Origin of the sequence: Cupriavidus sp. KK10, assembly GCF_018223725.1 — a bacterium.
In the GTDB taxonomy this organism is placed as follows: domain Bacteria; phylum Pseudomonadota; class Gammaproteobacteria; order Burkholderiales; family Burkholderiaceae; genus Cupriavidus; species Cupriavidus necator.
In genome coordinates, this window is the sequence record NZ_CP073677.1 from 158,814 (window position 1) to 185,521 (window position 26,708).

A 26,708-nucleotide genomic window follows, 5' to 3' on the forward strand; every position below is an offset into this window, starting at 1 on the left:
GCACTGCCCGGCCTTGCCGGCAGCGGCGCGCGCGCGGACGGTCAACAAAGGAGGGCTACCTTGGATCACCTGTCCCTTTCCCCAGGCAGCGACGCGCAGGCACTCGGCCAGCGCAGCCGCAACGCCGTCTGGCATCCGTGCACGCGGCTGCGTCCCGACGACGACGCCGTGCCGCTGGCGATCGTGCGCGGCGTTGGCCCGTGGCTGCATGATGCCGACGGCCGCCGTTATTTCGACGCCACCAGTTCGTGGTGGGTCAACCTGTTCGGCCACGCCAACCCGCGCATCAACGCCGCGCTGGCCAGCCAGCTGGAAACGCTGGAGCACGTGATGCTCGCCGGCTGCACCCACGCCCCGGCGGTGGAACTGGCCGAGCGCCTGTCAGCGCTGACCGGCGGCGCGCTCGGCAATGTCTTCTACGCTTCGGACGGCGCCTCGGCGGTCGAGATCGCGCTGAAGATGAGCTTCCACTACTGGCGCAATACCGGCCTGCCGGCCAAGCGCGAGTTCGTCTGCCTGCGCCACGGCTACCACGGCGAGACCGTGGGCGCGCTCGCGGTGACGGACATGGAAGTCTTCCGCGATGCCTATGATCCGCTGATCCGCCGCGCACACGTGGTGATGTCGCCCGACGCACGCCAGGCCGCACCCGGCGAGAGCGCTGCGGACGTGGCTGCCCGCGCCCTGGCGGAGCTGGAAACCCTGCTGCGCGAGCGCGCCGGCCAGATCGCCGCGCTGATCGTCGAGCCGCTGGTGCAGGGCGCCGCCGGCATGGCGATGTACGACCCGTCGTATCTGGATGGCGCGCGCGCACTGTGCGACCGCTACCGGATCCACCTGATCGCCGACGAGATCGCGGTGGGCTGCGGGCGCACCGGCACCTTCTTCGCGTGGGAACAGTCGCGCGCCGGCGAGGCGCCGCTGCCCGCGCACCTGTGGCCCGACTTCCTGTGCCTGTCCAAGGGTATCAGCGGCGGCTATCTGCCGCTGTCGCTGGTGCTGTCGCGCCCCGAGATCCAGCGCGCCTTCGTCGCCGACGAGCTGGCCCGCAGCTTCCTGCATTCGCACTCCTACACCGGCAACCCGCTGGCCTGCCGCGCCGCGCTGGCCACGCTGGACCTGTTCGCGCAGGACGACGTGCTCGCGCGCAACCGCGAGCGCGCGCACTGGCTCGCCGACGGCATGGCCGCGCTGGCCGCCGACGCGCGCCTGCGGCACGTGCGCCAGCGCGGGCTGATCTGGGCCGCCGATGTGCGCGATGACGTCGCCGGCGCCGACTTTGCCGCGCGCTTCCATCACGCCGCGCGCGAGCGCGAGCTGCTGGTGCGCCCGATCGGCAATACGCTGTACGTGATGCCGCCCTACGTCTTCGATGCCGCACAGGCACGCTGGCTGGGCGAGCAACTGCTGGCCACGCTCGACGACGTGACCACCGATATGAGCACGAGCGGGGAGGTGCGCCATGCTGCTTGAACAACTGAGGCAGGCCGCCGAACAGCGCCACGCGCTGGCCCTGACGCGCCGCCGCCGCGTTGCCCACACTGCCTGCGCGCCGCACCAGGCCGTGGGCGAGGACGGGTCCGAGCCGGAATCGCTGCTGACCTTCTGCAGCAACGACTACATGGGGCTGGCCAACCACCCGGACGTGATCGCCGCGCTGGTGGAAGGCGCGCAGCGCTATGGCGCCGGCAGCGGCGCCTCGCACCTCGTCAGCGGGCATTCGCTGGCGCACACCCAGCTGGAAGCGGAACTGGCGCGCTGGCTCGCCCCGCATATCCCGCATGCGCGCACGCTGTATTTCTGCACCGGCTACATGGCCAACATGGCGGTGCTGACCGCGCTGGGCACGGCGGGCGCCACGCTGTTCTGTGAGTCGCTCAACCATGCCTCGCTGATCGATGGGGCGCGGCTCGCGCGCGCCGACGTGCAGCGCTACCCGCATTGCGACGCCGCCGTGCTGGAAGCGCTGCTGGCGGCCAGCACCAGCGAGCGCAAGCTGATCGTGACCGACAGCGTGTTCAGCATGGACGGCAATGTCGCGCCGCTGCGCAAGCTGCTGGAACTGGCCGAGCGCCATGACGCCTGGATCATCGTCGACGATGCCCACGGCTTCGGCGTGCTGGGCGAGCAGGGCCACGGCGTGCTGGAAGCGCTGGGACTGTCGTCCGAGCGGCTGATCTATGTCGGCACGCTCGGCAAGGCCGCCGGCGTGGCGGGTGCCTTTGTCGCCGCACACGAGGCCATCATCGAACACCTGGTCAACACCGCGCGGCCCTATATCTACACCACGGCCGCGCCGCCGGCTGTCGCGCATGCGCTGCTGGCCAGCCTGGCGATCCTCGAAGGAGAAGAGGGCAGGCAACGCCGGGAGCAACTGACGCGCTGCATCGGCATGCTGCGCGAGGGGCTGGCCCAGTTGGCTGCCATCGCGGGCTGGACGCTGGGCGACAGCGAGACCGCGATCCAGCCGCTGATCGTCGGCGACAACGGCGCCGCGCTGGCGCTGTCGGCCACGCTGGAGGCGGATGGCATCCGCGTTGGCGCGATCCGGCCGCCGACCGTGCCTGAGGGCACCGCGCGGCTGCGCATCACGCTGTCGGCATCGCACACCGAAGACGATGTGCGGCGCCTGCTGGATGTCCTGAGCGCCGCCGTGGCGCAGTGGGAGGCCGCATGAGCACGCGCGCGCCTTTCGCCTGCTTTGTCACCGGCACCGATACCGGCATCGGCAAGACTCACGCCAGCGCCACGCTGCTACATGCGCTCCATGCCGCCGGCTACCGCACCGCGGGCATGAAGCCCGTGGCCAGCGGCAGTGAGTGGCGCGACGGCCATTGGCACAACGACGACGTGGCGCAGCTGCGCGCCGCCAGCTCGGTGGCGGTGCCGCTGGGCCAGACCTGCCCGTTCCTGCTGCGCACGCCGTGCTCGCCGCACCTGGCCGCCGCGCACGAGGGCGTGCGCATCACGCGCGCGCCGGTCCGCACCGCCTTCGACGCGCTGCGCCGCCAGGCGGATGCGGTAGTGGTGGAGGGCGTGGGCGGTTTCAATGTGCCGCTCGACGCCGGCGCCGTGCGCTGGAACACCGCCGACCTGGCGGTGATGCTGGCGGTACCAGTGGTGATGGTGGTCGGCATCCGGCTCGGCTGCCTGAACCACGCCGTGCTGACCGCCGAAGCTATCCGCGCGCGCGGCCTGCCGCTGGCGGGCTGGATCGCCAACCGGGTCGACCCGGACATGCTGCTGGCCGACGAGAACATCGCCACGCTGCACGCGTCGCTGGACGCGCCTTGCCTGGGTGAATTGCCCTGGCAACTGGCGCCCGCCGCTGCCGCTGGCCGGCTCGACCTTGCGCCGCTCTTCGCCGCCGCCACCCAATACCAAGCCGAGGCCGCCGGCCTTGCTGCCTGAACCAGAATTCGCATCGATCATGACTCAAGCTCACACCGCTACCACCGTTACTACCGTTTCCGTCGATTCCCTGCGCCAGAGCGCGCGCTCGCACGCACTGCCCGATGACGCCGCGTGGCGCGTCGATGACGTTGCCGCGCTGTTCGCGCTGCCGTTCAACGACCTGTTGTTCCGCGCCCAGCAAGTGCACCGCGAGCACTTCGACGCCAATACCGTGCAGCTGTCCACGCTGCTGTCGATCAAGACCGGCGGTTGCGAAGAGGATTGCGGCTACTGCCCGCAGAGCGCGCACCACGATGCCGGCGTGAAGGCCGAAAAGCTGATGGCGCTGGACGAGGTGCTGGACGCCGCGCGCGCGGCCAAGGCCAATGGTGCCACCCGCTTCTGCATGGGCGCCGCCTGGCGCAGCCCGAAGGACCGCCACCTGGAGCCGGTGATGGACATGGTGCGCGAAGTGAAGGCGATGGGCCTGGAGACCTGCGTCACGCTGGGCATGCTCAAGGCCGAGCAGGCGCAGCAGCTCAAGGACGCGGGGCTGGACTACTACAACCACAACCTGGATACCTCGCCGGAGTTCTACGGCAAGATCATCACCACGCGCACCTACCAGGACCGGCTCGACACCATCGGCCATGTGCGCGACGCCGGCATCAATGTCTGCTGCGGCGGCATCGTGGGCATGGGCGAGGCGCGCGAAGCGCGCGCCGGACTGATCGCGCAGCTGGCCAATATGGACCCGTATCCGGAGTCGGTGCCCATCAACAACCTGGTCCAGGTCGAGGGCACGCCGCTGGCGGGCACCGAGGCGCTGGACCCGTTCGAGTTCGTCCGCACCATTGCCGTGGCGCGCATCACCATGCCGCGCGCCATGGTGCGCCTGTCCGCCGGCCGCGAGGCCATGGACGAAGCGTTGCAGGCGCTGTGCTTCATGGCCGGCGCCAATTCCATTTTTTACGGCGAAAAGCTGCTGACCACCGGCAACCCGCAGGCCGACCGCGATCGCGCCCTGCTGGCTCGCCTCGACATCCGCGCAGAGGGCTACGCGGGATGATGAGGTAAGGAAGCCCACCGGTAGTCAGCTGGCTCGCCGTCCTGTCGAAAAACTAGGAGGAGCCATGTTCAACAAGATCCTGATCGCCAACCGCGGTGAAATCGCCTGCCGCGTGGCCGCCACCTGCCGCCGGCTCGGCATCCGCACCGTTGCTGTGTACTCGGACGCCGACGCCGACGCACGCCACGTCGCCTTCTGCGACGAGGCCGTGCATATCGGCGGCGCGGCCGCGCGCGACAGCTACCTGCGCGCCGACCACATCATCGAGATGGCGAAGGAGACCGGCGCCCAGGCCATCCACCCGGGCTACGGCTTCCTGTCCGAGAACGAGGCCTTTGCCGAGGCCTGCGCCGCGGCGGGGCTGGTCTTCATCGGCCCGCCGGCGTCTGCCATCCACGCGATGGGCAGCAAGAGCGCGGCCAAGCAATTGATGGAGAAGGCCGCGGTGCCGTTGGTGCCCGGCTACCACGGGGAGGACCAGGGTCCGGCGCTGCTGCGCCGCGAGGCCGACCGCATCGGCTACCCGGTGCTGCTCAAGGCCAGCGCTGGCGGCGGCGGCAAGGGCATGCGCGTGGTCGAGTCGGGCGATGGCTTCGAGGCCGCGCTGGCCTCGGTCAAGCGCGAGGCCAGCGCCAGCTTTGGCGATGACAAGGTGCTGGTGGAGAAGTACCTGACGCGCCCCCGCCATATCGAGATCCAGGTGTTTGCCGATACCCACGGCAACTGCGTCTACCTGTTCGAGCGCGACTGCTCGGTGCAGCGCCGCCACCAGAAGGTGCTGGAAGAAGCCCCCGCGCCGGGCATGACCGAGGAGCGCCGCCGTGCCATGGGCGAAGCGGCGGTGGCCGCGGCCAAGGCGGTCGGCTATGTCGGCGCCGGCACGGTCGAGTTCATCGCCAACCAGGACGGCTCGTTCTACTTCATGGAGATGAACACGCGCCTGCAGGTGGAGCACCCCGTCACCGAAATGATCACCGGGCAGGACCTGGTCGAGTGGCAGCTGCGCGTCGCCGCCGGTGAAGCGCTGCCGCTCACGCAGGACCAGCTGCGTATCGACGGCCATGCGCTGGAAGCGCGTATCTACGCGGAGAATCCCGACAAGCAGTTCCTGCCGTCCACCGGCACGCTGCGTTTCCTGCGCACGCCGCCGGCGGTGCAGTTCATGCGCGGAGAGGATGCACACGGCCCGGCGGGTATCCGCATCGATGCCGGCGTGCGCGAAGGCGACACCATCAGCCCGTTCTACGACCCGATGATCGCCAAGCTGATCGTCTGGGGCAAGGACCGCGACGAGGCGCTGGCGCGCATGCGCCAGGCGCTGGCGGCCTACCACGTGGTTGGGCTGTCGACCAACGTGGCTTTCCTGCAGCGGCTGGTGTCGTCCCAGGCGTTCCGCACCGCCGATCTCGACACCGGCCTGATCGAGCGCAACGAGAAGGTGTTGTTCCCGCCGCCGGCGCCGGTCGGCCTGGAAGTCATCGCGCTGGCGGTGGCGGCGCTGTTCGACCGCGAGGCCCGCGAGCGCCGCATCGACGCCGCCGACCAGCATTCGCCGTGGACCCATGGCGGCACGTGGCGGCTGAACGGCGGCGTGTCGCGCGCGCTGCGCTTCGGCTATGGCGAGCAGGTGCTGGAGGTGACGCTGAGCACCAATGAGCGCGGCAGCACGCTGATCTATGCGGACCAGGCGGCGCCCTTTGCCTGCACTTGCCAGGCCGACGATATCCGCATCAACCTCGGCACCCGGCGCGCGCACGGGCAGGTGCATGCCGATGGCGAGACCTTCCACGTCTTCTATGCCGGGCGGCATGTGAGCCTGGCCTGGCTCGATCCGCTGGCCCATGCCGGCGAGACCGAAAGCGAGGGCGGCAAGCTCACTGCGCCGATGCCCGGGAAGGTCATTGCCGTGATGGTCGAGGCTGGCAGCACCGTCACGCGCGGCACGCCGTTGCTGGTGATGGAGGCCATGAAGATGGAGCACACCATCAGCGCACCGGTGGATGGGGTGGTGAGTGAGGTGCTTTACGGGGTGGGGGAGCAGGTTGTGGAGGGGGCGCAGCTTCTGGCGTTCGAGGGGAAGTCGGGGACTTGATGCGCGCTAGGGGTGGCAGGGGCGCGGTCACCGTTGCCCCAACCAACCCCACGCCGGGTTCCTCTGCCAAAATACGCCTTTACCCCCACCAGAATCCCCTGGAGACAAAATGAAGTTGCAGTTGTACGTCCCCGACGGCCGCTACGACCCCTGGATCGCAGGCTTTGCCGAGGCACTGCCCGAAGCGCAATGTGTGACGTGGGAGGACAGCCGTGGCGAACCGGCCGACTACGCCGTGGTCTGGCGCCCGCCGGTGGAGATGCTGCGTGGCCGTACCGACCTGAAGGCGGTGTTCAACCTGGGCGCCGGCGTCGACGGCATCCTGCGCCTGCGCGATGAAGCCCCTGACGCCTTGCCCGCCGGCGTGCCGATCGTTCGGCTCGACGATGCCGGCATGGCCGCGCAGATGGCCGAGTACGTCACCCACGCCGTGCTGCGCTATTTCCGCAAGATGGACGCCTACGAGGCTCAGCAGCGCGCCGGCAACTGGAAGTTCCTGAAGCCGCATCGCCGCGAGGATTTCACCATCGGCGTGATGGGGGTGGGCACGCTCGGCACGCATATCGCGCGCACGCTGGCGGGCTTCGGCTTCCCGGTGCGTGGCTGGAGCCGCACCGCGCGCGCCATCGAAGGCGTGAGCGGCTCCTATGGCGATGCCGGGCAGGCGCCGTTCCTCGATGGCCTGCGCGTGCTGGTCAATGTGCTGCCGCTGACGCCCCAGACCGAGAACATCCTCAACGCCGGGCTGTTCGCGCGCCTGGCGCAGGGCGCATATGTGATCAACGTCGCGCGCGGGCAGCACCTGGCCGAGGAAGACCTGCTTGCCGCGGTGCAGTCGGGGCAGGTTGCCGGTGCCACGCTCGACGTGTTCCGCACCGAGCCGTTGCCGGCGGAACACCCGTTCTGGCAGGAGCCGCGCATCACCCTCACGCCGCATATCTCTGCGCTCACGCTGCGCGAGGACAGCATCGCGCAGATCGCCGGCAAGATCCGCGCGCTGCGCGCGGGCCAGCCGATCGCGGGCGTGGTCGACGTGCAGCGGGGCTACTGAGCGCCCCGACCAAGACGAACTAGAGACAGGAGACAGCCATGACCATGCCGAACTACGTGAAGATCGTTGAAGTCGGCCCGCGCGACGGCCTGCAGAACGAGAAGGCGATGGTGCCGACCGAGGTCAAGGTCGCGCTGATCAACCAGCTGACCGATGCCGGCTTCGTCAATATCGAGGCGGCGTCGTTCGTGTCGCCCAAGTGGGTGCCGCAGATGGCCGACGGTGCCGACGTGATGGCGCGCATCCAGCGCCGGCCCGGCACGCTGTATTCGGCGCTGACGCCGAATATGAAGGGGTTTGAAGGCGCGATCGAGGCCGGTGCCGACGAGGTGGTGATCTTCGGCGCCGCCAGCGAGGCGTTCTCGCAGAAGAACATCAATTGCTCGATTGCCGAGTCGATCGCGCGCTTTGCGCCGGTGGCCGCCGCAGCGAAGGAGAAGGGCGTGCGCCTGCGCGGCAGCATCTCGTGCGCGCTGGGCTGCCCGTACCAGGGCGAGGTGCCGGTGCACGCGGTGGTCGACGTGGTGCGGCGCATGCGCGAGCTGGGCTGCGACGAGATCGATATCGCCGACACCATCGGCGTGGGCACCCCCGTGCGCGTGCAGGAGGTGATGCGCGCCGCGGCCGCGGAGTTTGCGCTGGACCGCCTGTCGGGCCACTTCCACGATACCTACGGGCAGGCGCTGTCCAATATCCTGGCCAGCCTGGAAGTGGGCATCTCGATCTTCCATGCGTCGGTGGCGGGGCTGGGCGGCTGCCCGTACGCCAAGGGCGCGACCGGCAACGTGGCGACCGAGGACGTGCTGTACATGCTGCACGGCATGGGCATCCACACCGGCATCGACCTGGAAGCGGTGGTGCGCACCGGCGACTATATCTCGCAGGCAATCGGCCGCGCCAACAGCTCGCGCGTGGGCCGTGCCTTGCTGACCAGGTGGGCCGCCGCCAGCGATGCTGCGCCCGCCTGCGCGTAAGTGCGGATCAGGCGCGGGCGACAGAACAAGGAGAAGAACGCATGACGGTGAATGACGAAGCGCTGCCCGAGTCCGCGCAGCGCGTCGCGGACCTGCTGGCCGGGCTTGGCCATGACCGGCCCGTGGTGATGCTGCCGGCCACCGGCAAGACCTCGGCCGAGGCCGCGGCGGGCCTGGGCTGCAGCGTGGCGGAGATCGCCAAGTCCATCATCTTCCGGCGCGTGGCCGACGATGCGCCGGTGCTGGTGATCGCCAGCGGCAGCAACCGCGTCGACGAGGCCAAGGTGGCCGCGCGCGTGGGCGCGCTCGGAAAGGCCGACGCGCGCTTCGTGCGCGAGAAGACCGGCTATGCCATCGGCGGCGTCTGCCCGATCGGCCATGCGGTGGCGCCGGTGATGCTGCTGGACCAGGACCTGTTCCGCTACGACAGCTTGTGGGCCGCGGCGGGGCATCCCCATGCGGTCTTCAACCTGACGCCGCAGCAGTTGCAGCAGATGACGGGCGCTGAAGTGGCCGACGTCGCGGCAGGCTCGGTGGCATGAGTCCCGACCTGCGCCCCGGCCTGACCTTCAGCTGGCAATACACGGTGCCGCCCAAGGCCACCGTGCCGCGCCTGTACGACGATATCCCGGGCTGCCCCGAGATGCCCGACGTGCTGGCCACCGGCTATATGGTCGGCATCATGGAATGTGCCTGCCTGCAGATGCTGCGCGAGCACCTGGACTGGCCGCGCGAGCAGTCGCTCGGCACGCTGGTCAGCTTCTCGCACCTGGCGCCGACGCCGCCGGGCATGACGGTGACGGTCAAGGGCGAACTGGTGGCGGTGGACGGGCGCCGCCTGCGCTTCCAGCTGAGCGCCTGGGACGGCGAGGACAAGATCTCCGAGGGCGTGCATGAGCGCCACCTGATCGACGCCGGCCGCTTCAACGAGAAAGTGGCGGCCAAGGCCGCGCGCGCGGCGGGCTGAGTGCCGAGCGAGCGCAACGCCATGGCCTCTACGCCCCCCACACCCATCACGCCTGCCTTGCTGGCCGCGGAACTGGCCGCGCAGGCCGACGCCGCGCGGCAAGCCTCGCCGGTGCCGTCGCCATGCCGCAACGTCTGCCGCATGGACCCTGCCAGCGGCTACTGCGAGGGCTGCCTGCGCACCATCGAAGAGATTGCCGGCTGGTCGTCCGCCGGCGACGAAGACAAGCGCCGCATCTGGGCGCAGCTGCCGCAGCGCGCCGCATGGCTGGCAGGCGAGGAGACATCCCCTTGAACGAAAGCCCGGTCCCGCAGTTGCCGGCCACCATGCGCGTGTTCGAGCGCGGCTGGCTGTCGGCCAACAATATCCTGTTCGTGGAGGGCGACGATACGGTGCTGGTCGATACCGGCTACGTCACCCACGCGCCGCAGACGGTGGCGCTGGTGGCGGCTGCCTTGCAGGGCCGGCGGCTTGCACGCGTGATCAATACCCATCTCCACTCCGACCACTGCGGCGGCAATGCCGCGCTGCAGGCGCGCTGGCAGCCGCGCACCGCGATCCCCGCGGCCGAGGCCGCAGCCGTTGCCGCGTGGGATACGGAAGCGCTCAGCTACAACGCCACCGGCCAGCAGTGCGACCGCTTCACCTTCGACAGCGTGCTGAGCGACGGCGACAGGTTGCGCCTGGGCGGCATCGACTGGCAAGTCGTGGCCGCCCCCGGCCATGACCCGCACGCGGTGATGCTGTTCGCGCCGGCCGAGCGCATCCTGGTTTCCGGCGATGCGCTGTGGGAGAACGGCTTCGGCGTGATCTTCCCCGAGCTGGATGGCGAGAGCGGCTTTGCCGAGCAGGCGGCGGTGCTGGAACGCATCGCCCAGCTCGACGCGCGGCTGGTGATCCCGGGCCATGGCCGGATGTTCACCGATGTGGCGGCGGCGGTCGAACGCGCCCAGGGGCGCCTGGCCTACCTGGGCGCCGATCCGGCGCGCAATGCCAGCCATGCGGTCAAGGTGCTGGTGAAGTTCAAGCTGCTGGAGCAGCAGCGCATGACCCAGGACGCGCTGGTGGCATGGATGGAAGCCGCGCCGCTGATGGTGCGCATCCGCCAGCGCTTCATGCCGGGGCTGGCGATAGCCGAGATCTGCGCGCAGACGGTGCGCGCGCTGGCGGGGGTGAAGGCGCTGGCGGTGGAGGGGGAGTGGGTGGTGAACTGGGATTGATTCACCACGCCTGCCCGCGTCCTCAGAACGACGTCCTGAACCCCACCTTGACACTGCGCCCGGCCAGCGGCGCGATATCACGCAGGATCGACGCCGAGTTGCGCGCATCCTGGTTGGTCAGGTTGTCGCCGCGCAGGTACACCAGCGTCTGCGTGCCCGACACCTTGAACTTATAGGTCAGCGCCAGGCTCAGCAGCGTATAGGCATCGGTCGGCGTGTCGTTGGTTGGCACGCGGGTCTGCTTTGCGGCGTAGGTCACATCCACGCGCGCGCCCCACGGGCCCGCGCCATACACCAGCGCGCCACCCAGGCGCAGCGGTGCCAGGCGCGGCAGCGGTTCGCCGGTATCGCGGTTCTCGCCGCGCACATAGTCGGCGCGCGCCTCGAAGTCCAGCGTGTCGCTGGTGGTCAGCATCTTCTGCAGCAGCCGCGTCTTGCCTTCGGCCTCGAAGCCGTACAGTGTGGCCGGCACACCCAGGTACTGGAACTCCGGCAGCGCACCCGGGCTGCCGGCGGCGATCACGTCGCCCGCCTCGTCACGCGTGCGGCCGGTGGCGTTCAGCGCCAGGTAGTTGGCAAAGCGGCTGTAGTAGCCTGACACGCCGGCGCTGTGCGCCCCGGACTTGAAGCGCACGCCCAGGTCGATCGACGTGGCCCGTTCCTTGTTGGCATTGGGGTCGCCCAGCTCCCAGGCGCCGGTGGCCACGTGGGGGCCGTTGGCATACAGCTCGTAGAAGGTCGGCGCGCGCTCGGTGTACGACAGGTTGCTGGTCAGCGACCACAGCGGGTTGACCTTGTAGAGCAGCCCGGCCGAGGCGCTGGTGGCGTTGAAGCTGCGGTTGGCATCGGTAAAGCGGTCGTTGCCGTTGGCGCTGGCCTTGATGCTGCTGTGGTCCAGGCGCCCGCCCAGGTTCAGCTTGAGGTCGCCGGAAGCGGTCAGCGGCAGTTCCTCGAACACGAACAGCGCCGCGTTATCCGTATTGGTGCTCGGCACGAATGCCTCTTCGCCCAGCGCCGAGAAGTCGGTATGGCCGAACTGCGTGCCGATCACGCCCGTCATGTTGCCGATCTTCGCGTGCCTGGCCTCCAGGCGCGCATCCCAGCCCCGGTTCTTGAAGATGGTGCCGGTCTCGCCGCCCTCGATTTCCTTGTGCTCATAGTCGGTATAGCTGAACTTGCCCTTGACCGATTCGAGCCAGCCGGCGGTGTTGCCGGCCAGGTTGCGCGCCTCGCCTTCGAGCGCAAAGCGGTCCTGCCGCATCTTCAGCCGCACGTCGTCCTCGGCGGGCGTGCCGTACTCATTGCGGTAGGCGCTGTAGTTGGCGCCGACGAAGCCGTCGGCCCAGGTGTAGGAGCCGCCCATCGCGCCGCCTTCCTGCTGTGCGCTGGTGTTGGGCAGGCGGCCATAGGCTTCGGTCTCGCCTGCGGGCAGCGGATCGGTGGTGCGCAGGCGGTCGCTGCGGGCGTAGCCGGGGATGTGCAGGTCGCTGGTCTTGCGCGCGAAGGCGTCGGCGTGGACGGCGAACTTGCCGTTGCCGGCCTCGATCAGCGCGCTGGCGTTGCGCGCCTGGTCGCCGCCCGCGGTGGCGCTGGCATCGACCGCGCCGCCGATGCCTTCGATCGGCTCCTTCGGAATCCGGTTGTCGATCACGTTGACCACGCCGCCGATGGCGTTGCCGCCGTACATCAGCGCCGCCGGGCCGCGCACGACCTCGATGCGCTCGGCCACGAGCGGGTCCACCGGCACTGCGTGGTCGTAGGACAGCGTAGACGCGTCGACCGTGGTGCCGCCGTTCTGCAGCACCTTGATGCGGTCGCCGTCCAGGCCGCGGATCACCGGCCGGCTGGCATTGGGGCCGAAGTAGCTGGACGAGACCCCGGGCAGCTTGTCGAGCGTATCGCCCAGCGTGCTGCCCTGGCGCACGGCCAGGGCGTCGCCGCCGAGCGTCGATACCGGCGCGACCATGTCATTGAGGTCGCTGCCGAGCGGGTTGGCGGTGACGACGACTTCGCGCAGCGTGGCGCCGGCCGGCGCGGTGGCAGTGGTTGTGGCGGGTGCGCTGTCGGCGGCAGGTGCCGTGGCGGCCTGTGCCAGCGCGGCGGGCGCGACGAAAGCGGTGGCCATGGTGGCGGTGAGGGAAGCGGCAAGGGCCGCCAGCGGGGTCAGGCGCGGTGCGCTGGTTGGTGCGGTGTAACGATTCTTCGACATGGCGCGCGGAGTGAGGCAATGGCAATCGGCCCGGCTGGCACGGCAACTGCCCGGCACGGCGCCGGCCACCCGCGATGGGCGTGGCCGCGCAGCCGCAATGGGCAGGCGTTCAGCTCGGAATTGGTCAGGCGGGTGCGCGGCGAGGGCCGCGTCCCGGATCAGGCGAGGGCGATGGCCGGCGCCGGCGGCGCGCGCGGTTGGAAGGGGTGGGTGGCGGGCAGGTCGGGCCAGCGCCAGGCCAGGTTGGCCGGCTTGACCGGTTTGCCAAAGGCAAGCTGCGGCAGCGGCAGCTTGCCGCACAGGGTGTCGGCAACCGTGGCGCCATCGAACAGCACGCACGAGTGGCCGCTGAATTTCTGCTCCAGCGGGTGCGGCTCGGGGTCGTTGGCCGAGGCGGCGTCGGCCGTTGTCACGGTGGCCGACGGCGCGAGCAGCCCGCCGTGCACGATGCGGTGGGTCAGCCCGGCGTACTGCGCCAGCAGCAGGCATAGCGCCAGCCACAGCGCGGACCAGAGGCCCGGGCCGTGCGTGCGCAGGCGGGCGAACCAGTCAGTGCGCATGCGGATGGCCGGCGTGGTTGCCGTGGTGGTGGTCGGGATCGCCGCAGCCGCAGTCGTTGCCATGGCTATCGCCATGGTCGTGGCCATGGTCATGCTCGTGGTCGTCGTCGAAGTCGTCGACCCAGCCGGGGAACGGATCCTCGTAGGCCGCCCAGGCTTGTGCGCCCGCGGCCATCTCGGCATCGGTCAGCAGGCAGGCGTCGAGCCGGGCCTGCAGCGCCGCATGGTCCAGGTCCAGGCCGGTCAGCACCAGTTCCTGGCGGCGGTCGCCGAAGGCTGCCGGAGCACCGTCGACCTGCATGTCGGCTTCGACTTCTGCGCGTTCGGCGCTGTCGGCCGGCCATTCGGCCGGATCCAGCGCGGCCCACCAGGCGCCGGCGCCGCCATGGCGGCAGACGCCGCCGGACTGGTTCCAGTCGCCCGCGGTATCCATGCGGCTGGCCAGCCAGAACAGGCCCCTGGAGCGCAGCACGCTGCCGTGCTCGCGCAGCCATTCGGTATGGATCAGGTCAGCGAAGCGTTGCGGGTGGAACGGGCGGCGGCGGCGGTAGACCAGCGTGGAGACGCCGCTGGCGTTGGCAGCCGGCGCCTCGCCGCGCAGCGCGGCAAGCCAGCCCGGGGCGTCCGCTGCGGCTTCAAAGTCGAAGCGGCCGGTGCCTTGCACGCGCTCCGGCGGCACCTTGCCGAAGCTGGCTTCGACGATGTCGGCACGCGGGTTCAGCGCCTGCAGCACTGCGTGCAGCCGCGCCAGTTCAGCCGCGCTGGCGAGGTCGGCCTTGTTCAGCACGATCACGTCGCAGCATTCGACCTGCGCCACCAGCACTTCGGCCACGGTCCGGTCATCGTCCGTGGCCTGCGCCAGCCCGCGGTCGGCCAGGAACTCGGCCTCGTTGAGGTCGCGCAGGAAGGTGGTGGCATCGATCACCGTCACCAGCGTGTCGGGTTGCACCGCCGCGTCGGGCCCGGCGCCATGCTCGGCCTCGAACAGGAAGCCTTCGGCAATCGCGAGCGGCTCGTCCAGGCCGTCGGCTTCCATCAGCAGTGCGTCAAAGCGGCCCTCGGCGGCAAGCCGGGCGACTTCGCCGAGCAGGGCGTCGCCCGCGGGCAGCACCGCGGCCTCGCAGCCGGGCGGCAGCGGCGCCAGCGCCTGCCCGTCCTGCGGCCCGCAGACCAGCACGGCCATGCGCCGGCCCGCGCTGTGCGCGAGCAGGTGGTTCAGCAGCGTGGTCTTGCCGGCGCCGGGGAAGCCGGACAGCACGGTGACGGGCAGGCGATCAGCCATGGCAGGAGTGGTGGAAGTGACGACGGGCTACGCAGCCCAGATGCTGGCTGCGTTGTTGCAACAAGGTTGCGAATTTACCAGAAAGGCCGGGGCGGCAACAGCCGGACGATTCTCAATGGTAGGCCGTGGCGACGGCACGACAAGGCAGACGCGGCCCCGCCAAAGCAAACGGCCCGGGTAACCGGGCCGTCACGTTACGCCTGCCGCACCGGCCGTGCCGGTGCGCGGCGCTTCAGTCGCCGAACAGCTTCTGGCGCAGTTCGCGGCGTTGCTGCGCTTCGAGCGACAGCGTGGCCGTGGGACGGGCCAGGAGGCGCGGCACGCCGATCGGCTCGCCGGTTTCCTCGCACCAGCCGTAGTCGCCGGACTCGATGCGCTGCAGCGACTGCTCCACCTTCTTCAGCAGCTTGCGCTCGCGGTCGCGCGTGCGCAGTTCCAGCGCATGCTCTTCCTCGATGGTGGCACGGTCGGCCGGATCCGGCACGATGACCGTTTCGCGCAGGTGTTCCGTGGTCTGGTCAGCGTTCTTCAGGATTTCGTCGCGCAGCTGCTCAAGACGGTGCTTGAAGAAGGCGAGCTGCGCTTCGTTCATGTAATCCTTGTCGCTCATCTTCAGGATTTCAGCTTCAGTCAGAAGTTTGTTGCTGCTCATGGTTGCTGCTGATTCTCTTGTTGATGCGGCCGGCGGCGTCTGGGTCCGCTCGGGTGCGCTGTCCGCGCGCTTGCGCGCCACGGCTGTTTCACTCTGGCTGGCTGCAGTCTTGCTGCTTCGCGGGCCTCCCTTCGTTGCGCCCGCTTCGGCGTTCGCCGTACTGCCGCGGGGAGCGGGCGCGGCCTTCACAGGCTGCGCCTTGAGCGTCTCTGCCGCCGCACTACCTGTCTTGCTGCGGCTTTCTTTCGTCTTCGTTGCGGCTGTCATGGGGACACCTCTCTCTCGCGTCAGTCAGTGACGGCGCGCGTCGGGGCACCCCAGGCGGAAAAAAGGCGGTCTCCGCACGAAGCACTGCGACCGCACCTGCCGGCGGCCTGCCTCATGCTGACGACAACCGCCGCCCTGCAAGTCCACCAGATCCGATGGACCAAATGCCGGCAGCGGGAAAAAGGTGCGCCACCGGTATCAAATCCGGCCTATTGTACTTGAACAAATTTCTCCGAGATACCGGGAAAACCGGCTGGCGCTTCGGTATTTCCCCGGTACCCCGAACGGGGGGCGGCCGCGCAGTGGTGTCCGGAGGGGGCGTCGCCGATGGGGCGACTGGTGCACTCAGGCCAGGCAGTTCTCCAGGCCCTTGAGGATGGCGTCGCGGGGCAGGTCCACGCCGATGAACACCATGCGCGTGCCCGGGGTCTCTTCCTCCCACTTGGCGCCGATGTCGCTGCCCATCAGCTGGTGGACCCCCTGGAACACCACTTTGCGGTCCACACCGTCCATATATAGTACGCCCTTGTAGCGCAGCAGTTTTTCCCCGTACACGGCCAGGATGCCGGACAGGAATTCCTCCAGCTTGCCGTAGTGGAACGGCTTGTCGCTGCGGAAGACGAACGACGCAATGCGGTCGGTATGGTGGTGGTGGTGATGGTGGTCGTGCGCGTGGCCATGGCCGTGCGCATGGTCGTGCCCGTGATCATGGCCGCAGTCGTCGCCGCAATGCTCGCCGTGCTCATGGTCATGATCGTGGTCATGGTCGTCGGCGCGCAGGAATTCCGGGTCGATCTCCAGCTTGGCGTTCAGGTTGAAGCCGCGCAGGTCGAAGATGGTGTCGATCGGCGCCTCGCCGAAGTTGACCAGGCGGATCGGCGCGCGCGGGTTCATGTGCAGCAGGCGGTGGCGCAGCTCGGCCACGTCGGCTTCGGTCACCAGGTCGGACTTGGTGATGAAGATGGCGTCGGCAAAGCCAACCTGGCGCTGCGCCTCTTCCTGCTTGTCCAGCTGCAGGTGGGCGTGCTTGGCGTCGACCAGCGTGATCACCGCGTCGAGCAGGTAGCGCGAGGCAATTTCCTCGTCCATGAAGAAGGTCTGCGCCACCGGGCCCGGGTTGGCCACGCCGGTGGTCTCGATCACCACGCGGTCGAAGCCGATCTCGCCGGCGTCGCGGCGCGTCAGCAGCGTCGACAGCGCCTGCACCAGGTCGCCGCGGATGGTGCAGCAGATGCAGCCGTTGCTCATCTGCACGATCTGCTCGCGGCCGTCCTGCACCAGGATCTCGTTGTCGATGTTCTCTTCGCCGAACTCGTTCTCGATGACGGCAATCTTCATGCCGTGCTGCTCGTTCAGGATGCGCTTGAGCAGGGTGGTCTTGCCGCTGCCGAGAAAGCCGGTCAGGATCGTGACCGGGGTCAGTTTGGACATTGTTGTTCTCCGGGTATGAGAGATTGCCGTTCAGTGCGAAGCGCCGCCGGGCGAGGCGGGCGCACGCTTGCCGCACTCGGCGCAGACGCCGTTCACGGTCAGTTCGACATGTTCGATGGCAAAGCCGCTGGGCACGCGCGGCGCGGCCGGCTGCACCGGTGCGCTGGCATCGTCCAGGCAGAAGGTGCGGTCGCAGCGGGTGCAGTGGAAATGGCTGTGCTGGCGGTGCTCCTGCGCGCGCGCGGCCTCGTGCTCGACCAGGCTGAAGCGGAACACCCGGTCGTTGCCGGCACGCTTCTGCGCCACGCCCTGTTCCACCAGCCAGTCCAGCACGCGGTAGACGGTGACGCGGTCGATGGTCTCGCCCGGTTCGGGCAGGCGGTCGATCACGGCCTGGTGCGTCAGCGCCTCATCGCTGCCGATCAGGCAGGCCAGGATGCACAGCCGCGGCTGGGTCACGCGCGCGCCCAGCTGGCGCAGGCGCTCGTGGGCGGCTTCCAGGGACGCAGGGGTGGGGATCGCCGGTTCCGGCACAGCGGCCGGCCGGTCCGGACTGGGACGGGTCATGGGCAGATTTAACCATAGGCCCCCGGTTGATGCAATTCAGTTGCGTCAGCAGGCCGAATGGCGAAGCCGGCGCAGCCACGCCGATGGGGCGGTTTGCGCCTATGATCGGCACAGGACGACCTATAAGCCCCAGAGCGGAGACGACCCATGCTGAATGACGCCAGCGCGCTGCTGTTCCCGAACTTCGAAACTTTCCGGCAGCGTGTCGGGGAGGTCGAGATCGCCGGCGTGCGCGGCGGTTCGGGGCCGCCGCTGCTGCTGTTGCACGGGCACCCGCAGAGCCACCTGATCTGGCACCGGGTGGCGCCGGCGCTGGCCGATCACTTCACGGTGATCGCCACCGACCTGCGCGGCTACGGCAGCAGTTCGGCCCCGCCCGGCAATGCCGGCCACGAGCACTACAGCAAGCGCACCATGGCGCAGGACCAGGTCTCGCTGATGGCGGCATTTGGCTTCGAGCACTTTGCGCTGTGCGGCCACGACCGCGGTGCCCGCGTCGCGCACCGGCTGTGCATGGACCATCCGGAGGCGGTCAGCCGCGCCATGCTGCTGGACATCGCGCCCACGCTGGCGATGTACGAGCGCACCAGCATGGCCTTTGCCGCCGCCTACTGGCACTGGTTCTTCCTGATCCAGCCGGCGCCGTTCCCCGAGACGCTGATCAACGCCGAGCCCGATTTCTACATCGAGAAGCTGATGGGCCTGCGCCACGCGGGCCTGACGCCCTTCGCCCCCGACGCCATGGCGGCCTACACCGCGGCGATGCGCGACCCGGCGCGCGTGCATGCCATGTGCGAGGACTACCGCGCCGCCGCCACCATCGACCTGGAGCACGACCGCGCCGACCGCGAGGCCGGGCGCCGACTGGCGCTGCCGCTGCGCGTGCTGTGGGGCGAGCACGGCGTGGTGGCGCGCTGCTTCGAGCCGCTGGCGCTGTGGCAGGAGGTGGCCACCGACATTAGCGGCCAGGCGCTGCCGTGCGGGCACTACATCCCGGAAGAGGCCGCCGAGCCGCTGCTTGAGGAAATGCTCGGTTTCTTCCGTTAGGCCGCACCGAGTATCACAAACGCACGCCTTTGTAGCCGATCTCTCCCATATCTTCCTCGTTTTCCGCCATATGCGGCTGATTGCAGGCGGGTTAGCCCCTATACCTGCGTATTGTCTGGTGTTGCTAACATCAAGGCCCGCCCTTGCCGTTTACGGCAGGGCAGCGGAGCCAGCCGGCATGGTCCAAGGGCGCGGTCACAGAAACCGCGCCAGATGCGCCCCCCACAAGAGCAGGGGCCGGGCCGGCGGCAACGCATTGCAAGACGGGTATTAAAGGGAACCAGGAGAAGAAAGCATGAAACGAGTGGTAAAGATGGTCGCGGGTGCGCTGGCAGTCAGCGCGATGGGTGTGGCGGCGGGCGCGTATGCGCAGGAATTCCCGGGCGGCAAGCCGATTTCGGCCGTGGTGCCGTTCTCCGCGGGCGGCCCGACCGACAAGGTCTCGCGTGAACTGACCGCGATCATGTCCAAGCACCTGGGCTCGACCATCGTGATCGAGAACCTGGGCGGCGCCGGCGGCACCATCGGCGCCAAGAAGGTCGCCCAGGCCAAGAACGACGGCCACACCGTGCTGATCCACCATATCGGCATGGCCACGGCCCCGGCGCTGTACCGCAACCTGGGCTTTGATCCGCTCAAGGACTTCGAGATGATCGGCGAAATCGCCGACGTGCCGATGATCCTGGTCGGCAACAAGTCGCTGCCGCCGAACACCTTCAAGGACCTGCTGCCGTACATCAAGGCCAACGCCGGCAAGCTGTCGCTGGCCAATGCCGGCATCGGCTCGGCCTCACACCTGTGCGGCCTGCTGTTCCAGAGCGCGATCCAGACCGAGCTGACCACCGTGCCGTACAAGGGCGCTGCGCCGGCACTGACCGATATCCTGGGCGGCCAGGTCAACCTGCTGTGCGACCAGACCACCAATCTTGCCGGCCATCTCAAGGCCCACTCGGTCAAGCCGTACGCGGCCATGCAGGCACGCCGCGTGGAAGCGTTCAAGGATGTCCCGACCGCGGCCGAGCAGGGCATGCCGGGCGTGGAAGTGAAGGTCTGGCACGCGATGTACGCGCCCAAGGGCACGCCCAAGCCGGTGATCGACAAGCTGTCGGCGGCGCTGCAGAAGTCCGTGGCCGACCCGGCCTTCCGCGCCAAGATGGCCGAGCTGGGTGCCGAAGCGGTGCCGGCGCAGCGCGCCACGCCGGATTCGCTGCGCAATTACCTGACCGCCGAAATCAACAAGTGGACGCCGGTGATCAAGAAGGCCGGCGTATATGCCGACTGATCAGGTGGCGTGATGCATAAGGCGCGCGGGCCCTGGCCCGCGCGTCGCCGGACAAGGGCCATGCGGCACCGCATGGCCCTTTTTGTTTTCTGGCGGGACCTCCGGCAGCCTGCCAGCAGGCATCCTATATTGGGTCAGACCGGGCGGCGCTTCCCAGAGCACGCGACAGGCCTTGAAACCGGCCAGGGGCGTCGCCAACTACGGTCCTGACATATTCACGGAAGCCACCATGGAACAGTATCACGGCACTACCATCGTCAGCGTCCGCCGCGGCAATCAGGTCGCACTTGGCGGAGATGGTCAGGTCACGCTCGGCAATATCGTGATGAAGGGCACCGCGCGCAAGGTGCGCCGCATCTACAACGGCAAGGTCCTGGTCGGGTTTGCCGGCAGCACCGCCGACGCCTTCTCGCTGCTGGACCGCTTCGAGGCCAAGCTGGAAAAGTACCAGGGCAACCTGACCCGCGCCGCGGTCGACCTGGCCAAGGACTGGCGTTCGGACCGCGCCCTGCGCCGGCTGGAAGCCATGCTGATCACCGCCGACCGCGACACCACGCTGGTCATTACCGGCAACGGCGACGTGCTCGACCCCGAGGGCGGCATCGCCGCGATCGGCTCGGGTGGCGCGTATGCGCAGTCGGCCGCCAAGGCGCTGGTCGAGAACACCGAAATGGCGCCCAAGGACGTGGTCGAGAAAGCGCTGACCATTGCCGGCGAGCTCTGCATCTACACCAACACCAACTTCGTCATCGAGACGCTGGAATAAGCGCAGGCCGGCCACCGCGCAGGCCGGCGCGCCCCCACTGAACGGATACCATGTCGCACACCATGACCCCGTCGGAAATCGTTTCCGAACTCGACAAGCACATCATCGGCCAGAACAAGGCCAAGAAGGCCGTGGCGGTGGCGCTGCGCAACCGCTGGCGCCGCCAGCAGGTGGCCGAGCCCCTGCGCCAGGAAATCACGCCCAAGAACATCCTGATGATCGGCCCGACCGGCGTCGGCAAGACCGAGATCGCGCGCCGCCTGGCCAAGCTGGCCGACGCGCCCTTCATCAAGATCGAGGCCACCAAGTTCACCGAGGTGGGCTACGTCGGCCGCGATGTCGACACCATCGTGCGCGACCTGGCCGAGATGGCGATCAAGCAGACGCGCGAGTCCGAGATGAAGAAGGTGCGCACCAAGGCCGAGGACGCGGCCGAGGACCGCCTGCTCGACGTACTGCTGCCGCCGGCGCGCGATATCGGCTTCTCACAGCCGGAGGAGAAGGACTCCAACACGCGCCAGGTGTTCCGCAAGAAGCTGCGCGAAGGCTCGCTCGACGACAAGGAAATCGAGCTGGAACTCTCCGCCGGCATGCCGAGCATGGACATCATGGGCCCGCCGGGCATGGAAGACATGACCGAGCAGATCCGCACCATGTTTGCCGGGCTGGGCCAGGGCAAGAAGACGCGCCGCAAGATGAAGGTCAAGGAGGCTTTCAAGCTGCTGATCGACGAAGAGGCCGCCAAGCTGGTCAATGACGAGGAGCTCAAGCACAAGGCCATCGCCAATGTCGAGCAGAACGGCATCGTGTTCCTGGACGAGATCGACAAGATCGCCAGCCGCAGCGAGATCGGCGGCGGCGAGGTGTCGCGCCAGGGCGTGCAGCGCGACCTGCTGCCGCTGGTCGAGGGCACTACGGTGAGCACCAAGTACGGCATGATCAAGACGGACCACATCCTGTTCATTGCCTCGGGTGCATTCCACCTGTCCAAGCCGAGCGACCTGATTCCCGAGCTGCAGGGCCGCTTCCCGATCCGGGTCGAGCTGGATTCTCTGTCCGTGCAGGACTTCGAGGCCATCCTGACGCAGACCGATGCCAGCCTGACCAAGCAGTACCAGGCGCTGCTGAGCACCGAAGTGGTCAGCCTGGTGTTCGCGCCGGACGGCATCCGCCGGCTGGCCGAGATCGCCTTCTCGGTCAACGAGAAGGTCGAGAACATCGGCGCGCGGCGCCTGTACACGGTGATGGAGCGGCTGCTGGAGGACCTGTCTTTCCACGCCACCAGGTCGTCGGGCGAGACTGTGACGATCGATGCGGCGTATGTGGATGAGCGGCTTGGGGATCTGGCTGGCAACGAGGATCTGTCGCGTTACGTGTTGTAAAGCCGGCGGCTGGGACACGATGCAGGGCGCACCATGGTGCGCCTTTTTTTGTGGGTATTCGGGGCTCGTGATTTTTGGCTTGGTGCCAAGCGAGACACCCGACCGTAATGACACCAAGCCAAAAACCACCATGCGCGAAGGCCTCACCTGCCCGTCACCCGCACGGGACGTATTTCATGTCCAGGCGTTTCCACTTGCCGCACCCCGGTAACCATCGTAAGCATTGGTAAGCCCGCTGGCGCACCCCTGCCGGCCGATGCGACCCTTGCGCACCTTGACGGTCGATTGACCGGTGCGGGAGCCACCGCATCCCCATCAACTCACTGGCAGGAGAAATCAGATGGTCAACTACAAGACCCGCCGAGTTGTGCTCACCACGGGTGGCCTGCTGGCCGCGCTGGCCGCGGCGACCGCGTTCCTGTGTGTGCGTCCGGCCATTCCGGCTGCCGAAGCGGCGCAATCGGGCACGGTCGGTGCGGCCGCTGCCGCGGCGGCGACGCTGGCGCTGGACTCGGGCGCGCTGTTCACGCTGGCGGACCGCCATGCCGGCGATGCCATGCGCATCGCACAAGGCAGCACGCCACAGGACCGTGCCGAGGGCCTGGACTGGGACTATGTCCAGCTGCGCCTGTAACCCGGATGGCGCTTGCCATCGGGCATGTGAAAGGCCGCGCAAGGCGCGGCCTTTTCGCTTGTTGCCGTAACAATTACCGCGACACCGGCCGCTTGCCCAGCTTGCGCTGCAAGGTGCGCCGGTGCATGTTCAGCGCCCGTGCCGTGGCGGAGATATTGCCGTCATGCTCGGCCAGCACGCGCTGGATATGCTCCCATTCCAGCCGCGCCACCGACAGCGGCACCGGTTCTTCCAGCGCGGCCTGCGCCGCGTCTTCGGACACGCCCGCCATCAGCGCGGTCAGGATCGAATCGACATTGGCCGGCTTGGCCAGGTATTCGTCCGCGCCTTGCTTGACCGCCGCCACCGCGGTGGCGATGCTGGCGTAGCCGGTCAGGATCAGGATGCGTGCGTCCGGCAACGCCTGGCGCAGCGGCGACACCAGCTGCAGCCCCGATTCGGCGGGCACGGTGCTGCCGGCATCCGGCGGCGGCTCCAGGTGCAGGTCCAGCGTCACATAGGCAAACTCGATGCGTGATGCCAGCGCCAGTGCGGTACGGCTGTCGTGCGCCACCTGCACGGCATAGCCGCGTCGCGTGAGCGCGCGTGCCAGGGTGCCGGCAAAGACTTCGTCGTCGTCGATGACCAGGAAGGGCGTGCCAGCCGGTGCGATGGCTTCGGGTACCGGGGGGAGGGTGTCGGTCATGGGATTCGTGGTGCCATGGCGGCGGTGGCGGCGGATGCGGAAAGGGTGGACAGCGCGGGCAGGCGCAGCTCGGCAACGGTGCCGCCGCCGGCGCGGTCGTGCCAGGCCAGTTCGCCGCCCATCTGCCGGGCGGCGCTTTGCGCCAGGTACAGGCCGATGCCCTGGCCGCCGTGCTGGCTGGCCACCGGGGTTTCGCCCAGTTGGCCGCGCAGCATCTCGGGAATGCCGTCGCCGTGGTCGGCGATGCGGAACGACAGCCACGGCGCGGTATTGCCGGGCGCCATGGCGATCTGCAGCTGCAGCGGCTCCTGGCCGCGGCTCGCGGCTTGCTGGCTGCGCGCGGCGTTGTCCAGCAGGATGGTCAGGATCTGGCCCACGCGCGCGGTTTCCACCGCCTGCGCGCCGGCGCCCGGCGTGGCACTGGCCTGCAGGCTGGCGTTGGGGTGGCGCAGCTGCCAGCGCTCGGCAAAGGCCGGCAGCCAGCCGTCGATTCGCTGCGGCGCGAGCGTGGCCGGGTCTTCGCGCAGGCGCGCGAGCGTTGTGCGGCACAGCGCCAGCTGCTGTTCCATGGTCTGCAGGTCGGGCAGGTAACCGTTGATTGCGGAGGTGCCGCGGCCCGCGTCGGAGGCATCGGCACGCAGCTCGCCGGCGATGACCGCCAGCGTGGCCAGCGGCGTGCCGATCTCATGCGCGACCGCGGCGGCCTGGCCGTTCAGGTCTTCCACGCGCGCCTCGCGTAGCAGCTGCTCGCGCGCCAGGTTCAGCTGCGCCTCACGCTGGCGCAGCACGCCGGACAGGCGCGCCACGAACAGCGCGATCATCACCGCGCTGGCGACGAAGTTCAGCCACATGCCGGCCAGGTGGTAGTTCACCGCGTTGTCCGGGTTGTGCAGGTCCAGCGGCACATATTCGAACAGCAGCAGCGTGTAGCAGGCGAGCGCGTACAGCGCCAGCGCGATCACCTGGCGCCACGGCAGGATGGCGGCGGCAATGGCCAGCCCCGGCAGGTAGAACGAGACAAAGGGGTTGGTCGCGCCGCCGGTGTAGAACAGGATGGCCGACAGCGCGGTCAGGTCCACCAGCAGCTGGCCCATCAGCTCGGCCTCGCCGGGGGCGCTGTTGCGCCGCGTGTGCTGGCGCAGGCGCAGGCCGGTCAGCAGGTTGAACAGCGCCTGCAGGCCGAACACCACCAGCAGCGGCCCGTAGGGCAGGCGGATGCCGGCGATGGGCTCGCAGCTCAGCACGGTCAGCGCCTGTCCCGCTAGCAGTGCCCAGCGCAGCCAGAACAGCCGGCGCAGCGTCACCTGGCCATGGCGGGCGGAGGTGCCCGCCGGCAGTGGCGACAGGAAGGGGAGGTCGGGCAAGCGGGTCACGGCTGCGGCGGTGGTCATGGCGCGAGTGTATCAATGCGGCCGCGGGGCACCGGTGCGTGCGACACCTTGCCGCATTGGCGCCGCGCCGGGCGGGCTGCCAGACTAGCCGGCTGTGCGTCGCATGGCGGGGTTGCCTGGGGCATGCACGGGCGGGCATCGCCATGGTCTAATGTCTGCTTTCAGGAGAGCCTTTCATGCAAGCCAAATTCCGCTCGGCCACGCTGGCCGCATCGGTCGCCCTCGCAGCGGCGCTGGCGTCCGGCGCCGCGCTGGCCCAGGTCGATGTCAGCAACGCCTGGGTGCGCGGCACGGTGCCGACCCAGACTGCCTCCGGCGCCTTCATGGTGCTGCACGCGCACGACGACGCGAAGCTGGTCGGCGTATCGTCGCCGGTGGGCGCGGCCGAGCTGCACGAAATGAAGATGGAAGGCAACGTGATGCGCATGCGCCAGGTCAAGTCGCTGGACCTGCCCAAGATGAAGGACGTCGAGCTGAAGCCGGGCGGCTACCATGTGATGCTGATGGACCTGAAGTCGCAGCTGAAGAAGGGTGACACCGTGCCCATCACGCTGAAGATCGAGCAGGGCGGCAAGGTGACCGAGCAGAAGGTCACGGCCGAAGTGCGCGACATGGTGCCCGCTATCGCCGGCGCGAGCGGCGGCCACGGCGAACACAAGCACTGAGCGCCTGACGGGGCCCGGCCTCGTCCATCCACCCACCCAGTCATCATGGCCAACAAGCAGCACGGCACCCGGCAGAAGCTGGTCTTTCGTGGGGATACGCGCCCCGCCAGGCCACCTGCTGTTCCCGCGCAGCGCCGTGATGCCCAGCCCCCGGCGCCAGCCAAGCCGGGGGTGCGCCGTCAGCCGCGCAAGCTGATCGGCTCTTCCGATTCCTGACTGGCCGCCGCGGCCAGTACGCGCTCGCGCAGCCAGGTGTGGGCGGGATCGGCTTCGGTGCGCTCGTGCCAGATCATGCTGAAGGTGAAGTCGTCCAGCGCAAACGGCGGCGCGAACACGGCGTAGCGCGGGTCTTCCTCCAGCGCGGCCAGGCTGCGCCGCGCCGTGGTCAGCACCAGGTTGGTCCCGGCGATCAGCGCCGGCGCCACGCTCCAGTGCGGCACCACGCAGGCGATCTTGCGCCGTCCCCCCAGCTTGGCCACCGCGGTGTCGATCGCGTCCATGCGTTCGCTGTGCGTGGCCACCAGCACGTGCGAGCGCGCCAGGTAGGCCACCTGGTCGAGCCGGCCAGTATCGCGCACGGTGGCGGCATCCACCGCGCAGGCATAGCTCTCGCAGAACAGCTCCGCGGATTTCACGCCTTCCGGCTGGTGGGTGAACACGCCCAGGGCCATGTCGATTTCGCCATCGGCCACCTGGGCGGTCATGCCTTCGCGGCTGGCTTGCGACACCACCAGGTCGATATTGGGCGCGGCCTTGCGCACCGCGCGCAGCAGCCGCGGCAGCACCACCAGCGCGCCGTAGTCGGACATGGCCAGCCGGAAGCTGCGCCGCGCGGTAGCCGGCTGGAAGCCGCTGGGCCCCAGCAGGATGCGCACCTGCGCCAGCGCCTCGGCCAGCGGGCCGGACAGCTCATGGGCGCGCGCGCTCAGCACCAGGCCGCCCTTGCCGCGCACCAGGATGGGATCGTCGAGCAGCTGCCGCAGCCGCCCGAGCGCGTGGCTGACCGCCGGCTGGCTCAGGTGCAGCCGCAGCGCGGCGCGGGAGATATGGCGCTCGGCCAGCAGTGCTTCGAGCACCACCAGCAGGTTGAGGTCGATTCCGCGTAGGCTATTCATTCGGCGA

Annotated in this window: 26 protein-coding genes; 17 read left to right on the top strand and 9 right to left on the bottom strand. The window is 68.9% G+C overall.

Annotated features, from left to right (window positions below; genetic code table 11):
* Positions 1-60 precede the first annotated feature (60 nt).
* The 11 genes from bioA to KB879_RS00835 all read left to right on the top strand — a co-directional run bounded on the left by bioA (position 61) and on the right by KB879_RS00835 (position 10,766).
* Positions 61-1,473, top strand: coding sequence for an adenosylmethionine--8-amino-7-oxononanoate transaminase (bioA, locus tag KB879_RS00785; RefSeq protein WP_194946908.1), 1,413 nt, complete (start codon positions 61-63; stop codon positions 1,471-1,473).
* Positions 1,463-2,677: an 8-amino-7-oxononanoate synthase gene (gene bioF / locus KB879_RS00790; RefSeq protein WP_211980549.1), complete on the top strand. Its 1,215-nt coding sequence runs from the start codon at positions 1,463-1,465 to the stop codon at positions 2,675-2,677. The genes bioA and bioF overlap by 11 nt, the downstream gene beginning before the upstream one ends.
* Complete coding sequence (gene bioD, locus KB879_RS00795; RefSeq protein ID WP_013955267.1) at positions 2,674-3,411, top strand: dethiobiotin synthase; 738 nt, start codon at positions 2,674-2,676, stop codon at positions 3,409-3,411. Before bioF ends, bioD begins: the two co-directional genes overlap by 4 nt.
* Before the next feature lie 19 nt (positions 3,412-3,430).
* Positions 3,431-4,462: a biotin synthase BioB gene (bioB, locus tag KB879_RS00800; protein ID WP_013955268.1), complete on the top strand. Its 1,032-nt coding sequence runs from the start codon at positions 3,431-3,433 to the stop codon at positions 4,460-4,462.
* A gap of 64 nt (positions 4,463-4,526) precedes the next feature.
* The gene (locus KB879_RS00805; RefSeq protein ID WP_211980550.1) at positions 4,527-6,554 is read left to right on the top strand and encodes an acetyl/propionyl/methylcrotonyl-CoA carboxylase subunit alpha; all 2,028 of its coding nucleotides are present in this window, start codon (positions 4,527-4,529) and stop codon (positions 6,552-6,554) included.
* A 109-nt stretch (positions 6,555-6,663) separates the two neighbouring features.
* The gene (locus KB879_RS00810; protein WP_211980551.1) at positions 6,664-7,605 is read left to right on the top strand and encodes a glyoxylate/hydroxypyruvate reductase A; all 942 of its coding nucleotides are present in this window, start codon (positions 6,664-6,666) and stop codon (positions 7,603-7,605) included.
* 38 nt (positions 7,606-7,643) lie between these two features.
* Positions 7,644-8,579, top strand: coding sequence for a hydroxymethylglutaryl-CoA lyase (locus KB879_RS00815; protein WP_153954899.1), 936 nt, complete (start codon positions 7,644-7,646; stop codon positions 8,577-8,579).
* 41 nt (positions 8,580-8,620) lie between these two features.
* Positions 8,621-9,121, top strand: coding sequence for a YbaK/EbsC family protein (locus KB879_RS00820; protein ID WP_035820492.1), 501 nt, complete (start codon positions 8,621-8,623; stop codon positions 9,119-9,121).
* Complete coding sequence (locus KB879_RS00825; RefSeq protein WP_010813276.1) at positions 9,118-9,546, top strand: thioesterase family protein; 429 nt, start codon at positions 9,118-9,120, stop codon at positions 9,544-9,546. The genes KB879_RS00820 and KB879_RS00825 overlap by 4 nt, the downstream gene beginning before the upstream one ends.
* 21 nt (positions 9,547-9,567) lie before the next feature.
* Positions 9,568-9,840: a DUF1289 domain-containing protein gene (locus KB879_RS00830; protein ID WP_085959674.1), complete on the top strand. Its 273-nt coding sequence runs from the start codon at positions 9,568-9,570 to the stop codon at positions 9,838-9,840.
* Positions 9,810-10,766 carry an MBL fold metallo-hydrolase gene (locus KB879_RS00835; protein ID WP_211980552.1) on the top strand — a complete coding sequence of 319 codons (957 nt, stop codon included), beginning with the start codon at positions 9,810-9,812 and terminating at the stop codon, positions 10,764-10,766. The genes KB879_RS00830 and KB879_RS00835 overlap by 31 nt, the downstream gene beginning before the upstream one ends.
* Positions 10,767-10,788: 22 nt before the next feature.
* On the opposite strand, the gene KB879_RS00840 is transcribed toward KB879_RS00835, so the two are convergent.
* The 6 genes from KB879_RS00840 to KB879_RS00865 form a co-directional block, all read right to left on the bottom strand.
* Positions 10,789-12,975, bottom strand: coding sequence for a TonB-dependent receptor (locus KB879_RS00840; protein ID WP_211980553.1), 2,187 nt, complete (start codon positions 12,973-12,975; stop codon positions 10,789-10,791).
* A gap of 158 nt (positions 12,976-13,133) precedes the next feature.
* Entirely contained in the window at positions 13,134-13,598 is a 465-nt protein-coding gene (locus tag KB879_RS00845; RefSeq protein WP_371827384.1) for a hypothetical protein, read from the bottom strand.
* Complete coding sequence (locus tag KB879_RS00850) at positions 13,525-14,817, bottom strand: GTP-binding protein (RefSeq protein ID WP_211980554.1); 1,293 nt, start codon at positions 14,815-14,817, stop codon at positions 13,525-13,527. Before KB879_RS00850 ends, KB879_RS00845 begins: the two co-directional genes overlap by 74 nt.
* Positions 14,818-15,049: 232 nt before the next feature.
* Positions 15,050-15,469 carry an RNA polymerase-binding protein DksA gene (gene dksA / locus KB879_RS00855; protein WP_010813282.1) on the bottom strand — a complete coding sequence of 140 codons (420 nt, stop codon included), beginning with the start codon at positions 15,467-15,469 and terminating at the stop codon, positions 15,050-15,052.
* A 612-nt stretch (positions 15,470-16,081) separates the two neighbouring features.
* The gene (locus KB879_RS00860) at positions 16,082-17,167 is read right to left on the bottom strand and encodes a GTP-binding protein (protein WP_013955279.1); all 1,086 of its coding nucleotides are present in this window, start codon (positions 17,165-17,167) and stop codon (positions 16,082-16,084) included.
* A gap of 30 nt (positions 17,168-17,197) precedes the next feature.
* The gene (locus KB879_RS00865) at positions 17,198-17,734 is read right to left on the bottom strand and encodes a Fur family transcriptional regulator (protein ID WP_013955280.1); all 537 of its coding nucleotides are present in this window, start codon (positions 17,732-17,734) and stop codon (positions 17,198-17,200) included.
* A 147-nt stretch (positions 17,735-17,881) separates the two neighbouring features.
* Here KB879_RS00865 and KB879_RS00870 point away from each other — a divergent pair, with 147 nt between their 5' ends.
* From KB879_RS00870 to KB879_RS00890, 5 genes are all read left to right on the top strand, one after another.
* A complete protein-coding gene (locus KB879_RS00870; protein WP_153954904.1) occupies positions 17,882-18,781 on the top strand; it encodes an alpha/beta fold hydrolase in 900 nt (299 codons plus the stop codon).
* A gap of 295 nt (positions 18,782-19,076) precedes the next feature.
* Positions 19,077-20,063 (top strand): tripartite tricarboxylate transporter substrate-binding protein, encoded by a 987-nt coding sequence (locus KB879_RS00875; RefSeq protein WP_013955282.1) that lies wholly within the window; start codon positions 19,077-19,079, stop codon positions 20,061-20,063.
* Between the two features lie 229 nt (positions 20,064-20,292).
* A complete protein-coding gene (gene hslV / locus KB879_RS00880) occupies positions 20,293-20,829 on the top strand; it encodes an ATP-dependent protease subunit HslV (RefSeq protein ID WP_010813287.1) in 537 nt (178 codons plus the stop codon).
* Between the two features lie 50 nt (positions 20,830-20,879).
* Complete coding sequence (gene hslU, locus KB879_RS00885) at positions 20,880-22,211, top strand: ATP-dependent protease ATPase subunit HslU (protein ID WP_211980555.1); 1,332 nt, start codon at positions 20,880-20,882, stop codon at positions 22,209-22,211.
* A 340-nt stretch (positions 22,212-22,551) separates the two neighbouring features.
* Positions 22,552-22,845 carry a hypothetical protein gene (locus KB879_RS00890; protein ID WP_013955284.1) on the top strand — a complete coding sequence of 98 codons (294 nt, stop codon included), beginning with the start codon at positions 22,552-22,554 and terminating at the stop codon, positions 22,843-22,845.
* 73 nt (positions 22,846-22,918) lie between these two features.
* On the opposite strand, the gene KB879_RS00895 is transcribed toward KB879_RS00890, so the two are convergent.
* Complete coding sequence (locus KB879_RS00895; protein WP_013955285.1) at positions 22,919-23,530, bottom strand: response regulator transcription factor; 612 nt, start codon at positions 23,528-23,530, stop codon at positions 22,919-22,921.
* Positions 23,527-24,921 carry an ATP-binding protein gene (locus KB879_RS00900; protein WP_153954905.1) on the bottom strand — a complete coding sequence of 465 codons (1,395 nt, stop codon included), beginning with the start codon at positions 24,919-24,921 and terminating at the stop codon, positions 23,527-23,529. Before KB879_RS00900 ends, KB879_RS00895 begins: the two co-directional genes overlap by 4 nt.
* A 176-nt stretch (positions 24,922-25,097) precedes the next feature.
* Between KB879_RS00900 and KB879_RS00905 the strand changes: the two genes are divergently transcribed.
* On the top strand, positions 25,098-25,586 hold the full coding sequence (locus KB879_RS00905; protein ID WP_013955287.1) for a copper chaperone PCu(A)C: 489 nt from the start codon (positions 25,098-25,100) through the stop codon (positions 25,584-25,586).
* Positions 25,587-25,765: 179 nt separating this feature from the next.
* On the opposite strand, the gene KB879_RS00910 is transcribed toward KB879_RS00905, so the two are convergent.
* Positions 25,766-26,701 (bottom strand): LysR family transcriptional regulator, encoded by a 936-nt coding sequence (locus KB879_RS00910; protein ID WP_013955288.1) that lies wholly within the window; start codon positions 26,699-26,701, stop codon positions 25,766-25,768.
* Between the last annotated feature and the right edge of the window lie 7 nt (positions 26,702-26,708).

Excerpts from the sequence above, each read along its gene's own strand:
- KB879_RS00860 (WP_013955279.1), bottom strand. The coding sequence starts at position 17,167 with ATGTCCAAACTGACCCCGGTCACGATCCTGACCGGCTTTCTCGGCAGC.
- KB879_RS00910 (WP_013955288.1), bottom strand. The coding sequence starts at position 26,701 with ATGAATAGCCTACGCGGAATCGACCTCAACCTGCTGGTGGTGCTCGAA.
- hslV (WP_010813287.1), top strand. The coding sequence starts at position 20,293 with ATGGAACAGTATCACGGCACTACCATCGTCAGCGTCCGCCGCGGCAAT.
- KB879_RS00830 (WP_085959674.1), top strand. The coding sequence starts at position 9,568 with ATGGCCTCTACGCCCCCCACACCCATCACGCCTGCCTTGCTGGCCGCG.
- KB879_RS00835 (WP_211980552.1), top strand. The coding sequence starts at position 9,810 with ATGGCTGGCAGGCGAGGAGACATCCCCTTGAACGAAAGCCCGGTCCCG.
- KB879_RS00825 (WP_010813276.1), top strand. The coding sequence starts at position 9,118 with ATGAGTCCCGACCTGCGCCCCGGCCTGACCTTCAGCTGGCAATACACG.
- KB879_RS00810 (WP_211980551.1), top strand. The coding sequence starts at position 6,664 with ATGAAGTTGCAGTTGTACGTCCCCGACGGCCGCTACGACCCCTGGATC.
- KB879_RS00870 (WP_153954904.1), top strand. The coding sequence starts at position 17,882 with ATGCTGAATGACGCCAGCGCGCTGCTGTTCCCGAACTTCGAAACTTTC.
- KB879_RS00840 (WP_211980553.1), bottom strand. The coding sequence starts at position 12,975 with ATGTCGAAGAATCGTTACACCGCACCAACCAGCGCACCGCGCCTGACC.
- bioB (WP_013955268.1), top strand. The coding sequence starts at position 3,431 with ATGACTCAAGCTCACACCGCTACCACCGTTACTACCGTTTCCGTCGAT.
- KB879_RS00850 (WP_211980554.1), bottom strand. The coding sequence starts at position 14,817 with ATGGCTGATCGCCTGCCCGTCACCGTGCTGTCCGGCTTCCCCGGCGCC.
- KB879_RS00890 (WP_013955284.1), top strand. The coding sequence starts at position 22,552 with ATGGTCAACTACAAGACCCGCCGAGTTGTGCTCACCACGGGTGGCCTG.
- KB879_RS00820 (WP_035820492.1), top strand. The coding sequence starts at position 8,621 with ATGACGGTGAATGACGAAGCGCTGCCCGAGTCCGCGCAGCGCGTCGCG.
- KB879_RS00865 (WP_013955280.1), bottom strand. The coding sequence starts at position 17,734 with ATGACCCGTCCCAGTCCGGACCGGCCGGCCGCTGTGCCGGAACCGGCG.
- KB879_RS00815 (WP_153954899.1), top strand. The coding sequence starts at position 7,644 with ATGACCATGCCGAACTACGTGAAGATCGTTGAAGTCGGCCCGCGCGAC.
- KB879_RS00805 (WP_211980550.1), top strand. The coding sequence starts at position 4,527 with ATGTTCAACAAGATCCTGATCGCCAACCGCGGTGAAATCGCCTGCCGC.
- KB879_RS00845 (WP_371827384.1), bottom strand. The coding sequence starts at position 13,598 with ATGGCAACGACTGCGGCTGCGGCGATCCCGACCACCACCACGGCAACC.
- dksA (WP_010813282.1), bottom strand. The coding sequence starts at position 15,469 with ATGAGCAGCAACAAACTTCTGACTGAAGCTGAAATCCTGAAGATGAGC.
- hslU (WP_211980555.1), top strand. The coding sequence starts at position 20,880 with ATGTCGCACACCATGACCCCGTCGGAAATCGTTTCCGAACTCGACAAG.
- bioF (WP_211980549.1), top strand. The coding sequence starts at position 1,463 with ATGCTGCTTGAACAACTGAGGCAGGCCGCCGAACAGCGCCACGCGCTG.
- KB879_RS00875 (WP_013955282.1), top strand. The coding sequence starts at position 19,077 with ATGAAACGAGTGGTAAAGATGGTCGCGGGTGCGCTGGCAGTCAGCGCG.
- KB879_RS00900 (WP_153954905.1), bottom strand. The coding sequence starts at position 24,921 with ATGACCACCGCCGCAGCCGTGACCCGCTTGCCCGACCTCCCCTTCCTG.
- KB879_RS00895 (WP_013955285.1), bottom strand. The coding sequence starts at position 23,530 with ATGACCGACACCCTCCCCCCGGTACCCGAAGCCATCGCACCGGCTGGC.
- bioD (WP_013955267.1), top strand. The coding sequence starts at position 2,674 with ATGAGCACGCGCGCGCCTTTCGCCTGCTTTGTCACCGGCACCGATACC.
- KB879_RS00905 (WP_013955287.1), top strand. The coding sequence starts at position 25,098 with ATGCAAGCCAAATTCCGCTCGGCCACGCTGGCCGCATCGGTCGCCCTC.